Source organism: Actinomadura sp. NPDC049382 (assembly GCF_040677125.1).
Lineage (GTDB): Bacteria > Actinomycetota > Actinomycetes > Streptosporangiales > Streptosporangiaceae > Spirillospora > Spirillospora geliboluensis.
In genome coordinates this window covers 52439-65047 of record NZ_JBFARO010000011.1, presented here as the reverse complement: position 1 = coordinate 65047, position 12609 = coordinate 52439, and the positions used below count along the sequence as shown (strand labels likewise).

Annotated in this window: 18 protein-coding genes; 11 read left to right on the top strand and 7 right to left on the bottom strand. The window is 68.1% G+C overall.

Translation table 11 applies throughout. From position 1 onward, the window contains the following. The first annotated feature begins 53 nt into the window (after nucleotides 1-53). The 7 genes from AB0K34_RS10150 (at nucleotide 54) to AB0K34_RS10120 (ending at nucleotide 6218) form a co-directional block, all read left to right on the top strand. Nucleotides 54-749: a hypothetical protein gene (locus tag AB0K34_RS10150; RefSeq protein ID WP_364547200.1), complete on the top strand. Its 696-nt coding sequence runs from the start codon at nucleotides 54-56 to the stop codon at nucleotides 747-749. 2 nt (nucleotides 750-751) lie between these two features. After that, entirely contained in the window at nucleotides 752-1399 is a 648-nt protein-coding gene (locus AB0K34_RS10145) for a class F sortase (protein ID WP_301174465.1), read from the top strand. 25 nt (nucleotides 1400-1424) lie between these two features. Continuing rightward, nucleotides 1425-1673 (top strand): helix-turn-helix transcriptional regulator, encoded by a 249-nt coding sequence (locus AB0K34_RS10140; protein WP_364547197.1) that lies wholly within the window; start codon nucleotides 1425-1427, stop codon nucleotides 1671-1673. Between the two features lie 66 nt (nucleotides 1674-1739). Next, nucleotides 1740-2786: a transcriptional regulator gene (locus tag AB0K34_RS10135; protein ID WP_138637282.1), complete on the top strand. Its 1047-nt coding sequence runs from the start codon at nucleotides 1740-1742 to the stop codon at nucleotides 2784-2786. 40 nt (nucleotides 2787-2826) lie between these two features. Next, complete coding sequence (locus AB0K34_RS10130) at nucleotides 2827-3552, top strand: nucleotidyl transferase AbiEii/AbiGii toxin family protein (protein WP_364547194.1); 726 nt, start codon at nucleotides 2827-2829, stop codon at nucleotides 3550-3552. A 342-nt stretch (nucleotides 3553-3894) separates the two neighbouring features. Next, complete coding sequence (locus AB0K34_RS10125; protein WP_364547191.1) at nucleotides 3895-4785, top strand: hypothetical protein; 891 nt, start codon at nucleotides 3895-3897, stop codon at nucleotides 4783-4785. Nucleotides 4786-5054: 269 nt separating this feature from the next. Further along, complete coding sequence (locus AB0K34_RS10120; RefSeq protein ID WP_364547188.1) at nucleotides 5055-6218, top strand: serine hydrolase domain-containing protein; 1164 nt, start codon at nucleotides 5055-5057, stop codon at nucleotides 6216-6218. A 108-nt stretch (nucleotides 6219-6326) separates the two neighbouring features. Here the strand turns inward: AB0K34_RS10120 and AB0K34_RS10115 are convergent, their stop codons facing one another. The 3 genes from AB0K34_RS10115 to AB0K34_RS10105 all read right to left on the bottom strand — a co-directional run bounded on the left by AB0K34_RS10115 (nucleotide 6327) and on the right by AB0K34_RS10105 (nucleotide 7912). Beyond that, nucleotides 6327-6620 (bottom strand): DUF397 domain-containing protein, encoded by a 294-nt coding sequence (locus tag AB0K34_RS10115; protein WP_364547186.1) that lies wholly within the window; start codon nucleotides 6618-6620, stop codon nucleotides 6327-6329. A 171-nt stretch (nucleotides 6621-6791) separates the two neighbouring features. Beyond that, nucleotides 6792-7001, bottom strand: coding sequence for a DUF397 domain-containing protein (locus tag AB0K34_RS10110; RefSeq protein ID WP_364547184.1), 210 nt, complete (start codon nucleotides 6999-7001; stop codon nucleotides 6792-6794). Beyond that, complete coding sequence (locus AB0K34_RS10105) at nucleotides 6998-7912, bottom strand: helix-turn-helix transcriptional regulator (protein ID WP_364547181.1); 915 nt, start codon at nucleotides 7910-7912, stop codon at nucleotides 6998-7000. The genes AB0K34_RS10110 and AB0K34_RS10105 overlap by 4 nt, the downstream gene beginning before the upstream one ends. A 58-nt stretch (nucleotides 7913-7970) precedes the next feature. On the opposite strand from AB0K34_RS10105, the gene AB0K34_RS10100 reads away from it, so the two are divergent. Together AB0K34_RS10100 and AB0K34_RS10095 are read left to right on the top strand one after the other, a co-directional pair. After that, nucleotides 7971-8210, top strand: a complete 240-nt coding sequence (locus AB0K34_RS10100) for a hypothetical protein (protein WP_364547178.1) — start codon at nucleotides 7971-7973, stop codon at nucleotides 8208-8210. Then, nucleotides 8207-8608 carry a hypothetical protein gene (locus tag AB0K34_RS10095; RefSeq protein WP_364547176.1) on the top strand — a complete coding sequence of 134 codons (402 nt, stop codon included), beginning with the start codon at nucleotides 8207-8209 and terminating at the stop codon, nucleotides 8606-8608. The genes AB0K34_RS10100 and AB0K34_RS10095 overlap by 4 nt, the downstream gene beginning before the upstream one ends. A 35-nt stretch (nucleotides 8609-8643) precedes the next feature. On the opposite strand, the gene AB0K34_RS10090 is transcribed toward AB0K34_RS10095, so the two are convergent. Both AB0K34_RS10090 and AB0K34_RS10085 read right to left on the bottom strand, forming a co-directional pair. After that, nucleotides 8644-9849, bottom strand: coding sequence for an MFS transporter (locus tag AB0K34_RS10090; RefSeq protein ID WP_364547174.1), 1206 nt, complete (start codon nucleotides 9847-9849; stop codon nucleotides 8644-8646). Nucleotides 9850-9854: 5 nt separating this feature from the next. After that, complete coding sequence (locus tag AB0K34_RS10085) at nucleotides 9855-10244, bottom strand: VOC family protein (protein ID WP_364547171.1); 390 nt, start codon at nucleotides 10242-10244, stop codon at nucleotides 9855-9857. Nucleotides 10245-10345: 101 nt separating this feature from the next. Between AB0K34_RS10085 and AB0K34_RS10080 the strand changes: the two genes are divergently transcribed. Then, complete coding sequence (locus AB0K34_RS10080) at nucleotides 10346-10855, top strand: MarR family transcriptional regulator (RefSeq protein ID WP_301175355.1); 510 nt, start codon at nucleotides 10346-10348, stop codon at nucleotides 10853-10855. 28 nt (nucleotides 10856-10883) lie between these two features. Here the strand turns inward: AB0K34_RS10080 and AB0K34_RS10075 are convergent, their stop codons facing one another. Next, the gene (locus AB0K34_RS10075) at nucleotides 10884-11324 is read right to left on the bottom strand and encodes an SgcJ/EcaC family oxidoreductase (RefSeq protein WP_301175354.1); all 441 of its coding nucleotides are present in this window, start codon (nucleotides 11322-11324) and stop codon (nucleotides 10884-10886) included. Nucleotides 11325-11344: 20 nt separating this feature from the next. Further along, complete coding sequence (locus AB0K34_RS10070) at nucleotides 11345-12049, bottom strand: SgcJ/EcaC family oxidoreductase (RefSeq protein WP_301175353.1); 705 nt, start codon at nucleotides 12047-12049, stop codon at nucleotides 11345-11347. A 75-nt stretch (nucleotides 12050-12124) separates the two neighbouring features. On the opposite strand from AB0K34_RS10070, the gene AB0K34_RS10065 reads away from it, so the two are divergent. Further along, on the top strand, nucleotides 12125-12571 hold the full coding sequence (locus AB0K34_RS10065) for a MarR family transcriptional regulator (protein ID WP_301175352.1): 447 nt from the start codon (nucleotides 12125-12127) through the stop codon (nucleotides 12569-12571). Nucleotides 12572-12609 lie beyond the last annotated feature (38 nt).

The window sequence follows — 12609 nt, the reverse complement described above, 5'->3', positions numbered from 1 at the left end:
GCGCAAGTCGGCTGGCTGCGGTGGGAATCGCTGCGGGCTCCATGATGCTCGGAATGGCCGCCCCCGCCTTCGCCACCCCGGACACCGTCACCCCGGGCGCCTTCTGCGACAAGGCCGGCGACACCGGCAAGACCGACAAGGGCACGGCCATGGTGTGCAAGACCGCCAAGGACGGGAAGCTGCGCTGGGCTGCGGCCGAGCCCGGCAACGAGAACCCGGGCGGCGAGAACCCCGGCGGCGAGAACCCCGGCAACGAGAACCCGAAGCCGACCTTCAAGTTCGGCTACGACAAGGTGAAGCTGTCGAGCCTGCGCGTCGCGCCGGGCTACAAGACCACCTTCACGGTGACCTGCCCGACCTCGGTGATCATCACCGGCAACGGCTACACGCAGAAGTCGCTGCCCGTGAAGAAGACCGGCGAGAACACCTGGACCGCCACCGGCACGTTCCGCAAGAACCTGCCGAACCCGACCATCGCCACGGTCGTCTGCAAGGACTTCGGCTCGGTCAAGTACAGCACCCAGCCGGAGAAGGGCGAGACCAAGCCCGGCAAGCCCGGCAAGCCCGGCCAGATGAAGCCGAAGACGCCGAAGATCCCGACCGGCCGCATCGACACCGGTGACGGCAGCACCTACGCGCAGAACGAGGGCGCGCCGGCCGGCCTGCTGGCCGCCGGGTTCGGCGCGCTGATGGCCCTCGGCCTCGGCGCCGTCGCGCTGCGCCGCCGGACGGCCGGGGAGCGGTCGTAACGTTGCCGGAACTGCCTGCTTCGGCCATCGGTCGCCGCGCCGCCGGCGCGGTGACCGGTGCGCTGCTCATCGGACTGCTGCTCGGCGGCTGCGGCGGCGGGGACGACGACACCGCGTCGCCCGGCACCCCGGAGCCCGCGGCGACGCAGTCGACGGGCGCGACCACGCCCGCCTCGAACGTCCATCCCCTGTCCGAGTCGCTGCCCACGAAGATCTCCATCCCGAAGATCGGCGTGTCGGCCCCGGTGGGCTCGATCGGGCTGCGGCCCGACGGGCGCGTCGAGGAGCCGCCGCTCAGCAAGCCGAACCTCACGGGCTGGTACGACGAGGGCGTCACCCCGGGCGAGGTCGGCCCGTCGGTGATCCTCGGCCATGTCGACGCCAACGGGAAGCCGGCGGTGTTCGCCCGGCTGAAGGACCTGAAGCCCGGCGACAAGATCGCGGTGTCCCGCAAGGACGGCTCCACCGCGACGTTCGCCGTCCAGCAGGCCCAGCGCGTCGACAAGGACGCCTTCCCGCACGAGAAGGTGTTCGGTGAGGCGCTCGACCACGCGTCGCTCCGGCTGGTCACCTGCGGCGGCGCCTTCGACAAGAAGATCGGCCACTACAAGGACAACCTGATCGTCTACGCCAAGCTGATCAGCTCCTGACCCGAAGTACAAAGAACGCCCGCCGGTGGACGCACCGGCGGGCGTTCTGCATCCCACCCACCGACTGGCTCGCGCCCGCGCGCCGCATCGTCTTACTCACTGTCTTCTGCAAGACCAGGGAACGAGAGCCCTGGGGCTGACACAGACTCAACTCGCCGAACGGGCAGGGCTGACACAGCCTGCCCTGTCCCGGTTGGATGACCAGTTGGGCGCGGTCGCGGGCGCCGGCGCCCTCGCGGTCACCACCCTCGCCTTCATCTCCTCACTGGGATGACCCAGCACGCGAGTGTTCGGTGTTCGGTCATGACCGAACACCGAACACTTGGCTACACTAGGCCACATGACAGGCGCGGAGCGGATCGATGACTTCGTGGCCGCGGTGACCGGCATCGGTGCGGACGTGGTCGATGAGCGGGTCGGCCCGAACTCCGGATACGACCTGTCGATCACCTTCGGGGGAGCGCCCGCCAGAATAGAGATCAAGCAAGCAGGCACGGTGACGCCTGCCATCGTCAACCGTCTCGTGAGGGCCCGAGAGAGACGCAACGAGACGCCGGATGCGATTCCCGTCCTGGTGGGTGAGCGAATATTCGACGCGTCGCGTGCGCTGCTGCGTCACCATGGATGGGGTTGGTTGGACCTTCGCGGCCACTTGCATCTAGAAGGTCCAGGAATCTTTATTGACGCTGAAGTTCAGCCCTTTATTTCTCGCCCAAGGCGCTCCAACGCCCTCGCCGGCTCGGTCGGGCTCGAAGTAGCCGCACTACTGTTGCTGCACCCCGGTGAACGGCCTAGCGTGCGAGGGATCGCCCGAACGTTGAAGCGATCCGCCAGTACCGTTTCAGAGGTGCTGAACGGCCTTCGAGACGAGGGAATCCTGACCGGCTCCGCCCCGCCAGAGCCGCGAAGCCTTTTCTGGCGCCTGGCCGACTCCTGGAACACTGCGACGGCCTCCCTCGCCGCCCTGCCCATGACCGACTCCGGGTCGGTCGACAAGGCCCTGAGACTAGGGCTGCGAGATCCCGAATCGACACTGGGCTGGGCCATGACGGACACGATGGCCGCCGCCCTCTACGGCGCACCCGTCGGCGTTCGCACCGGCTACCCACCGGATTTCTACGTACCGACCGAGGCTGTGTTCAGCCGGGCGATCCGCCTCCTCGGCAGCGCCGAGAACCCCTCCGACCGGAAGTGCCGGATAAGAGTGGCTCCCGTCCTGATGGCCTGCGACCACCGCATCGACGCAGCGCAGGCCCACCTCGGGGACGCACGCTGGCCGCTGGCCCATCCACTCTTCGTCGCCCTGGATCTCGCCGCCGATCCGGGCCGCGGCAGCGAGATCCTAGAGGGCTGGAGTCCGCCGGAGCCGTGGCAACGTGTTTGGTGAGGAGACAGGTGCTCCCACGGCCAGGCTGTTCGGGCCTGTCATGGAGGCACTGGTACTCGCGATTCCCGAGATCGAATCGCGGACGGACCGACCGGTCACTCTGGTCGGAGGACTGGCCGTGCTCTGTCGGCTCGGGACGGCGTATCGAGTGACCAGTGACCTCGACACCGCACATCGACGTGGGCCGGGCGAACAACGGCAACTGGAACTACTGATCGCATCTGGGGCGCGAGCCGCAGGGCCGTCGGGAGTCCGAATACCGACCCCCCGCGGCGAGGTTCAAGTGGACATCCTCGAAGTGGCCGACCTCGAATTGGCGGAGCCGCCAGAGGACCCCACGGACCGGCTGCATGTGATGGCTCACGCCTGGGCCGTCGATACGGCGACCCCGATGTCCATCGAGGTGTTCAACACCGATGCCTCTTCTGAGCCCACGATCCAGCGTGTCCGAGTCGCATCACCGGGTTCGTTGATCGCCATGAAACTGCAAGCGATCATGAACCGGCCGGCGGCCAAGGAGGGAACCGATCTGCTGGACATCGTTCAGTTGACGCTGGACCCCGTCACCGGCCCGCCGGCCCGAGCGGAACTCCGCGAGGCGGGCGCCCGGATCCGGCAGGACGCCGCACTCCATGCTCGAAAATGGTTCGTAGACCAGCGAGTCAACACCGTCCAACGGATCAATGCGGTCTCGCCCGGTGATGAGATCGACATGGACACGGTCGGTCTAGTGGCGGATCTACTCCTCGGCGAGCTCGAAGAATGACAGTTCGGCAGGGCTCGCCGAACGAGCAGCGGCCTCGACCGGCTCGCGCACGCTACAGCGACGGCAGGTGAAGCCGTCCAGCCCGAGCCCGGCTCGGGTAAAGATCTTTCGTTGACAGGGGCTTGTCCCCTCCAGTGCACTTGACAGGATGTTCAGCCCTATTCAGCCTTAGCTTCGGCTGACGATTTTCCATGGCGATCACCGGGGGCGGGCATGTCTTTCTGGAGTCGGCAGATATTCGCGCGGAGCGCGGCCGGGCTTCTGTTGATCGCGGGATTTCCGGTCGCATTCGGCGCGGAACCAGCCATGGGGGCCGCCGACTCGACTGTCACGGTCTGCGCGGTGCCGAAGAGCGCCCCGCATACCGAGAAGACCGTGCAGGTGGCGAAGCGGGCTGTCGGCAAGCTGCTCGCCCGCTCCCTCTCCTATCCCGGGCCGTGCGCCCAGTACGGGCAGAGCGCGCCCCTCGGGAACGGGAGGCTCACCGCGTTCTCGCAGACGAGGGGGAAGATCCCGCTGGTCATCGGGCTCCTCGCCAAGGACGGCACCTACGACGGTCTTCCGTACGAGCCGCCCACCAGCGGGATCTGGTGCTACGACAAGAACGGCGACGGCACCGTCGACCAGCACCGTGAATGCACGGGCGGGCATGAGAGATCCCTCCGGTTGAGCCCGAAGTTCACGAAGCGGGTCGACTCGCCCTTCACCTACGTCCTGGCCAACTGGAATCCGATGGGGCACATGCCTCCCCACATTTGGGACGTACCGCATTTCGACGTCCACTTCTACATGAATCCTGAAGCGGAGCGACTGGCGATCCGCCCTGGACCGTGCCCGCAGCTCACCAACTGCGATGACTACCCCAAGGGCAAGATTCTCCCGGCCGCGAAATACCGGCACCCCGACTACGAGGACACCGACGCCGTCGAGCCCGGAATGGGCAACCATCTGGTCGACACAACCGCCCCCGAATTCCATGGGGGGAAATTCACGTCCTCCTTCATCTACGGCATCTGGAACGGCAAGGTCACCTTCTACGAGCCGATGGTGAATCTCGCGCAGTACAACGGGCTGCGCAACGGCACCATTGATGACCGCTGCGTTCCGATCAAGCTGCCGCAGGCGTATGAGCGTTCGGGCTGGTACCCGACGCGGTACTGCATGCGGCACCGCTACAACCGCGCCGAGACAGTGACCTCGCTTGAGGGGTTCGTCTACAGGACGGCGGGCTGACGGTCATCACCCTCGGTTTCGTCTCGTCCCTGGGCTGACCCCGACGCATGGGACGGGGTGCCGGCGGTCGGGTGTATTGCGGGCGTATCGAAAATCGCATACGCCACCGCAACAGTCTCCGGTTTTCGATGGAGGCGCGGAGCAGGGGCGCGGGCGTAGGCCCGGTGACCCGGCTTCGCAGTCCATCGCGAGACTGGGAGAAGGAAACGGACATGGCCGGTGCGAGTGGCGGGGCATGGGAACGGCGTTCGATGTTGCGGGGCGCCGCAGTGGCGGCCGTCGCCGGCGCGGTCACACCGCTACTGGGCGGGACGGCCACGGCACGAACCGGCAGAGGTGCTCAGCTCGGCCCGATCCCTCCGGACACCCGTCCCGGCGGCGCCTACGACCGGTACATCGCGAAGCTGGCCGCCGAGGACAGGTTTTCCGGGGTGGTGCTGCTTTCCCACCGGGGCCGGACGGTGCTGTCCCGCAGCTATGGCATGGCCGACAAGGAGAAGGGGATCCGCAACCACGAAGGTGTCGCGTTCAATCAGTACGGCGGGCCGTTCGCCAGCCTGTCCATCGTGCAGTTGGCGCAGCGGGGCAAGGTGAAGCTGTGGGACACGGTGGGCACCTACCTGACCGGTTTCGCCAAGGAGATCGCTGAGCAGGTGCGCGTCCATCACCTGCTCGTGGGCACCTCGGGGTTGTCCTTTCCGGAGCGTGACTACCAGCGCATCTTCCAGAGCAAGGAAGAGCAGCGGGAGTACGACCAGCAGTACGCCCGGCAGGCCACGCTGGTCGCGGCCCCCGGTGCGGGTTCGGAGAAACCCGGCTGGGGTTCGGAAGTCGTCGTGCAGATCGTCGAGGCGGTGTCCGGCATGACGTTCTGGGACTACGTGCAGAAGGACATCTTCGAGCGCTGCGGCATGACCGGCTCGGGGTACTACACCAGGCCGCAGTGGCTGGCCGACGAGCACATCGCGCGCTCGTACATGAAGCAGGCCGACGGCAGCCGGGTGGACGCCGTCCGCAACCTGGACAAGGACAGCCCTCACCCGGGTATGGCGGGCATGAACAATGCCCGCAACTTCGTCCCGGACGGAGGGTTCGTCACCGCACCGGACATGGTCCGGTTCACGGAAGCGCTGTACGACGGCACCGTGCTCGACCCGCCCTGGGCCGACGTGTACACCTCGGTCAAGGCCCCCAACTTCCGAGGCTCCCCGGGGTTCGCCACCTACGGGCCGACAGCCCACATCGTCGAAGGCCAGTGGGAGCTCGGACGCGGCGGCCTCCACCCCGGCAGTTCCACCCACTACAGCATCTACCCGGATAGCGGGTGGGTCGGCGTCATCCTCGGCAACTACGACGACATACCGCTGCAGGAGATCACCGGGCGCCAGACGCAGGCCATCACCGGGGCCGCACCCGGCGACGGCGGCGGCTGACGCGCGACCACGGGTGATCCGCGCCTTCGTCTCCTTGCTGGGCTGACCCCGGCGCGCGTGATGTTCGGTGTTCGGTCATGACCGAACACCGAACACCCTTGTCGGCGGTCAGGGGAGGTCGTGGGCGCCGGCCGTGACGCGGCGGGCGAACGTACGCCACTCGGCGGACGTGAAGGCCAGCTTCGGCCCGTCCGGATCCTTGGAATCCCGAACCGCGACCGCCCGCGCGACACCCGCGACCTCGACGCAGTCACCGCCGTGGTGATCGCTTCGGCTTGCCTTGCGCCAGACCTCAGCTGAGACGGACGGGAGGGCGCCGACCTCGACGCATTCGCCGCCCTCGTGACCGCTGCGGCTCGCCTTGCGCCACTTCACGGCCGACAGATCCGGTGTGGGGATCATCCGTGCACCTCCAAGACGCTCTTGAGCAGCATCCACGATTTCTGGATGCGAAGCGCCTCACCCGGCAGTGAGCCGGACGTTACTGCGAGATCAGCGACAACTCGCGACTTCGTGATGGAGCGTGTGCGTGAGCCCCCACCCAGAAGGGGCAGGGGCCCGTCGGTCAGGGGGTCAGGGCAGGTCGTGGGCGCCGGACGTGATGCGGCTGGCGAATGCACGCCATTCGCTGGACGAGAAGGCGAGCTTCGGCCCGTCCGGGTCCTTGGAATCCCGGACCGCGACCGTCCGCGCGACACCCGCGACCTCGACGCAGTCGCCACCCTGATGTCCACTCTGGCTTGCCTTGCGCCACTTCAGCGTCGACAGATCCCGGGTGGTCATCCGTACTCCTCCATCACACTCGTGATTAAGGCACGCGACTCTCCGACTCGAAGCGCGTCACCTCGTAGTGAGTTGTACATTACTGCGAAACCAGCGACGACCCGCGGGTCCTGGATGAGCATTCCCTGCCCCGCCGATTCGGTGTACGCGACGTCCGACGTGTCGGAGAAGCTCAGGATCGTAAAGCTCCCGGTCAGACCGGGGTAGTACCCCTGGTCCAACGGGACGACATCGATGGAGACGTTCGGCCGTTCGCCCATGGTGAGGATGTGGGCAAGCTGGTCGCGCATGACGTCCGGCCCAGCGATCGCGCGTCGCAGCGCAGCCTCGTCGAGTGTGAACCATACGTGGAGCGGGTTCTCACGGGTGAGGATCTCCTGCCGCCTGAGACGTTCGGAGACGAGTCGTTCCGCTGTGTCTGGATCCTGGTCGTGGCCGACGACTGTGCGGATGTAGTTTTCGGTCTGCAGCAGGCCGTGAATCAGCATCAGTTGGTAGATGCGCGCCTGACTCGCCTCGGCCTCTCGCTCCTGGTACTCGGTGAAGCCGGGCGGGAGGATGGCCTGGTGGCGGGTGTCAATGATGCGCTTCCACAGCCGCTCGAAGAGGCCATCGACCCTGAAGAACGTGTCGAGGTTCTGCGCGAACTCCTTAGAGGGGATGCTCTTCGCGGATTCGATCTGACTGATCCACTGGGGCGTGTACCCCATTGCCTCGGCGATGGCCGTCTTCGTGAGTCCTGCTTGCGTACGCCACGCTGTCACTTCAGTGGCGAATGTCTGAATTGCGGGGGCTTCATATGGTTCGCTACGCACACCCAATGGGAAGCTCCTTTGAAACCTGCACCTGGGTTTCGTTGATCTTTTGGGGAGTAGCACACAACTCCCACCGCCTTCCTGGTCGGGAGTCATGCGCGCTGCGATTCTTATAACACATTCACTGGCGGCGAAAACGACTACGGGACCTTCCATGGAAGACACAATTGCGTTCGATAACCCCGCACTCGATCGGCTGCGCGAGGACTTCCCCGGGCACCACATCTGGCGGTCGCGCCGGTGGGATGGGCGGCTCGGCGAGTACGTCGCCACGCTCATCGACCCCGCGGCCGGGGTGGACGCGACCGTCATGCGGCCCGACCCGGTGGAGTTGCGGGCCGAGCTGATGCGGGAGGCCGCGCGGGCGCGCGGCTCCCTCCGAGACCTCCGGTGAGCTCGGCGCCGGAGCGGGCCGTCCGCCCCCGGACGGCCCCGGGGAGGGAGGCGGCGCGGCCGGGCGGGCTCCCCCCGGGCCCACCGGTCGCGCCGTCCCTCCCGGACGCCTGGCGGGCGCGCCGGCACCTCAACCGGCTCGCCCGCCGGTTGCGGCGGGGCGGGTGGACGGCCCAGCCCCGCTACGACGAGTCGCCGCCGCTGCTGCGGGTGTTCGATCCGCGCGTCCCCTGCGTCGGGGAGAGTGTTACCGCCGTCCGGGACGGGACCGGGTGGTGGTTCGTGTCGAGCACCGGTGACCGGTTGGGCGCTTGCTCCGATCTGGACGGGACGTGTGCGGGGGTTGCCGCGTCGCTCGTTCCGTGGGTCGTCCAGGCGCTTGGCGGCAGAAAGCCCTGACCGCCGGGACGGGCCGGCGGTCAGGGGGTCATCGGTCAGTCCTTGACCAGTTCGGGGGTGGGTTGCGTTGGGGACGGGCGGGTCGTGCGGCCTCCTGTGGTGGCGACGAGGAGGAGGGCGGCGGCGGTCAGGATCACGCCGAACCAGGCGATGTTCGTGACGCCCAAGTGGTCGGCGAACAGGCCGCCGAAGAGGGCACCCAAGGCGATGGACGTGTTGTAGGCCATCGTGTTGAGCGACATCGCGGCCTCGAAGGTCTCCGGTGCGGCGGCCAGGGTCATGTTGACCTGGGAGAGCTGCACGACGCCGAACGCGACGCCCCAGAGGATCAGTGCGATGACCGCGCCGGTCTTGCCTCCGCCGATCGCCAGCAGGAGGAGAAGGGACGCCACGAGGCCCACGGAACCGACGATGAAGCTCCCTCGCAGGCTCTTGTTCACCGTGTAGCCGGCGATGAAGTTGCCGACCGCGCCGCCGAGGCCGAACAGCATCAGGACGACGGTGATGAAGACGGCCGAGGCGGACGCGGTGTCCTCCAGGAACGGGCGCACGAACGTGTAGGCGCCGAAGTGGCCGAGGACGAACAGCACGACGGCGGTGAGGACGAGGCGCAGCCGGGCGTTGTGGCGCGGCAGGCCGAAGACCTCCCGGACCGACACCGCGTTCGCCGACGGCAGGGACGGCAGGACGGCGGCCACGGCGAGGAGGACGAGCAGGCTGAGGCCCGCCCAGATGAGGAACGTCGTCCGCCAGCTGGTGAGGTCTTCCAGGATCGTCCCGAGGGGGACGCCGACGACGGTGGCGATCGAGATGCCGGACATCACGACGGCGGCGGCCCGGCTCGCGTGGCGTTCCGGGACGAGCCGCATCGCCATGCTCACGCCGATCGCCCAGAACACGCCGCTCGCGAAGCCCATGATGAGCCGTGTCGCCAGCACCGCCGGGTAGTTCGGCGCGACGGCCGTGATCAGGTTGCCCAGGGCGAGCACCACCAGCAGGGTGGACAGGAGGACGCGCCGGTTGACGCGCCGCGTCCATGCCACGATGAACGTCACGGCGAGGCCGGCGGAGACGCCGTAGAGGGTCACCATGAGTCCGGCGACGCCGACGGAGATGTCCAGGCTCTCGCTCAGCGGGGTGAGCAGGCCGACGGGCATCAGCTCCGTGGTGAGGAAGACGAAGAGGCTCGCCGTGATGGCGGCGACGCCCAACCAGGCCCGCGCGGGGCTCTGCTCGGTCATGGTGCTCATCCCTCCGCGTCCTCGGGGTACCAGCGCAGCTCGATGACGTTGCCGTCCGGGTCCTCGACGTAGACCGAGCGCGCCATGCCGCGGGCGCCGAACCGGTCGACCGGGCCCTTGATGACGGTGAACTCGCCGGAGTCGATCAGCTCTTGCCAGTCCAGGGGTTCGACGGCGAGGCAGAAGTGGTGGACGTTCGTCCCGTCGCGCGGGGCGTCCAGCAGGTCGATGATCGTGGACTCGTTGATCCGGACGGTCGGGAAGCCCGCCTTCCCGGCCCGCCATTCGTCGACGCGCTCGGGCCGCAGCCCGAGCGGGCCCGTGTAGAACTCCAGCGCCCGCTCGACGTCCCGCACGTTGAGCACCAGGTGGTCGAGGGCCGTGACGCGCACCATGGCCTCCTCCAAGTGACCTTTTAACGTTGAAATCTTCAACGCTAAGAACTGTAGGCGAGGTGATAGCTTTGCGTCAAACACTTCAACGTTGAGGAGTTCAGGTGACGCGCGACGCCCTCGACCTCGTCCTGGAGCAGTGGGCCCGCGCCCGCCCGGACCTGGACGCCTCCCCGATGGGCGTGCTCGGCCGCCTGTCCCGGGTGACGCGGATCGCCGAACGCGAGCTCAAGGCGCTGTTCGCCGAGTTCGGGCTGGAGCGCGGCGAGTTCGACGTCCTCGCCACGCTGCGGCGCGCGGGCGCGCCCGGCGGCATGACGGCGGGCGCGCTGGCGCGCTCCTCGATGGTGACGTCCGGAGCCGTCACCAACCGGCTCGACCGGCTCGTGGCGAAGGGCTACGTCACGCGCGACGTCGACCCCGCGAACCGGCGCACGGTCGTCGTCGCGCTCACCCCCGAAGGCCGCGAGCTGATCGACCGCGCCGTCTCCGCCCACCTGGAGAACGAGCGGCGCATCCTCGCCGCGCTCGGTCCGCACGAGCAGGAGGCCCTCGCCGGGCTGCTGCGCACCCTGCTGCTCGGCCTCGGCGACATCTCGCTGGAGGAGGACTGAGCGGTCGCACCGCAGATGATCCGTCCGCTCAGGTCGCGGCGGGCCTGGTGGTGGGCTGGAACTTGAAGGAGACGGCCTCCATGACGGCCCTGTGCTTGGTGTTCTGGAAGGCGGCGACCTTCCAGGCGCCGTCGGGCCGGCGGGCGAGCATGTAGGTCTGGATTTTGCGGAGTCCGCCCGGCTTGCCCTTGTGGACGTCGCCGCGGGTGACGACCAGGGCCGTGCCGGGGCCGGTGAAGCGGACGCTGACGATCTCATGGGCCAGCCGGGTGCCCTTCAGGAAGCCGTCGAACAGGGCCTGGTGTGCGCTGCCGATTTCACGGGCTCCCCGGTACAAGGTTCCGACGTAGGTGATGTAGGTGGCGTCCTCGGTGAACTCCGCGCCGTAGGCGGCGCCGTCACCGGCCGACCAGGCGGCGGCCAGACGGTCCAGGACGGCGGTGATCGCGGCGGTGTCGTGCGCGTTCATCAGTGAGGTCCCTTCTCGGATCACTTCTCGGCGGCGGGTCGGGTGTCGGCGTCGAACAGGAACGAGATGCGTTCCATGACCCGCTGCCGCTTGGTGTTGTGGAAGGCGGCGATGCGCCATTGGCCGTCGTCCTGGCGGATCAGCGTGTAGGTCTGCACCTTGGACAGTTCGCCGGGCTTCTTGGTCTCGCCCTTGTAGGTGTCGCCACGAGTGGCGACGATCGCGGTGGCGGGCCCGTAGAAGCGGATTCCCAGGTAGGAGTCGGCCAGGCGGGTGTCTTTGAGGAATCCGCCGAACAAGGCGCGGTGGCCTTCGACGATGTCGCGGCGGCCCTGGTAGTGGCTGCCCACGAAGGTGGTGTAGGTGGCGTCCCGGGTGAAGGCCGCGCCGTAGGCGTCGGCGTCACCGCGGCCCCAGGCCTCGGTCATCGCGCTGAGCGTCGCGCATACCTGCCGGTGCGCGTCGGCTGCGGGCACGCCGGTCGGGGTGACGGCGGCGCAGTCGGGGTTGCCGGCCTGGAGCACGTCCGCGGTGCCGTCCAGCCACAGGTAGGCGCCGCCCGCGGCAAGCCCGGCCGACAGCGCGCCGACCCCCAGAAACCGCTTGACCAGCCGCCTCCGGGATCGCCGGGGCACGGCCGGGACGTCGGTGACCTGCTCTGTGGCGATGGCGCTGGCGGTGTTGGTGGTGCTGGTGCTGGTGCCCACGGCGATGCCCCTTCCCATGATAACTTCATAGAAGAAGTTTCTTCTTTGAAGATTTCTCTTCCTTGAGGAAGAGATTAGGGAGGGGAGGATCCCGTGTCAACACCCGAGGACGCGAGCCGGACCTACCGCCGGTACCTGAGCGCGGTCATGCTGCACGGGCACGCGGGCGCCAAGGCGTGCGACATGGGGGCGACCGACCTGTACGCCCTGAACGTTCTGGAGTTGTCGGGCGCAATGACCCCGGGGGAGCTGGGCGCGCGCACCGGGCTGACCACCGGCCCCACCACCCGCCTGATCGACCGCCTGGAGAAGGCCGGCTACGTCCGCCGGCTGCCCTCCCCCGACGACCGCCGCAAGGTCATCGTCGAGCCGATCGCCCAGCCCGCCCGGCTCGACGAGGTCCTCGCCCCCGCGCGGCGGCGGATCGGCGAGATCATCGCCGGCTACCCGCCCGAGCAGCGCGCGGTGCTGTTCGACTACTTCGCCCGCGCCGCCCGCGCCTACCAGGAGGCCGCCGAGGAGCTCGGCGCGCCGTCGTGACCTCGCCGAGGGAACGCGAAAGGGACGGACCCGGCGAC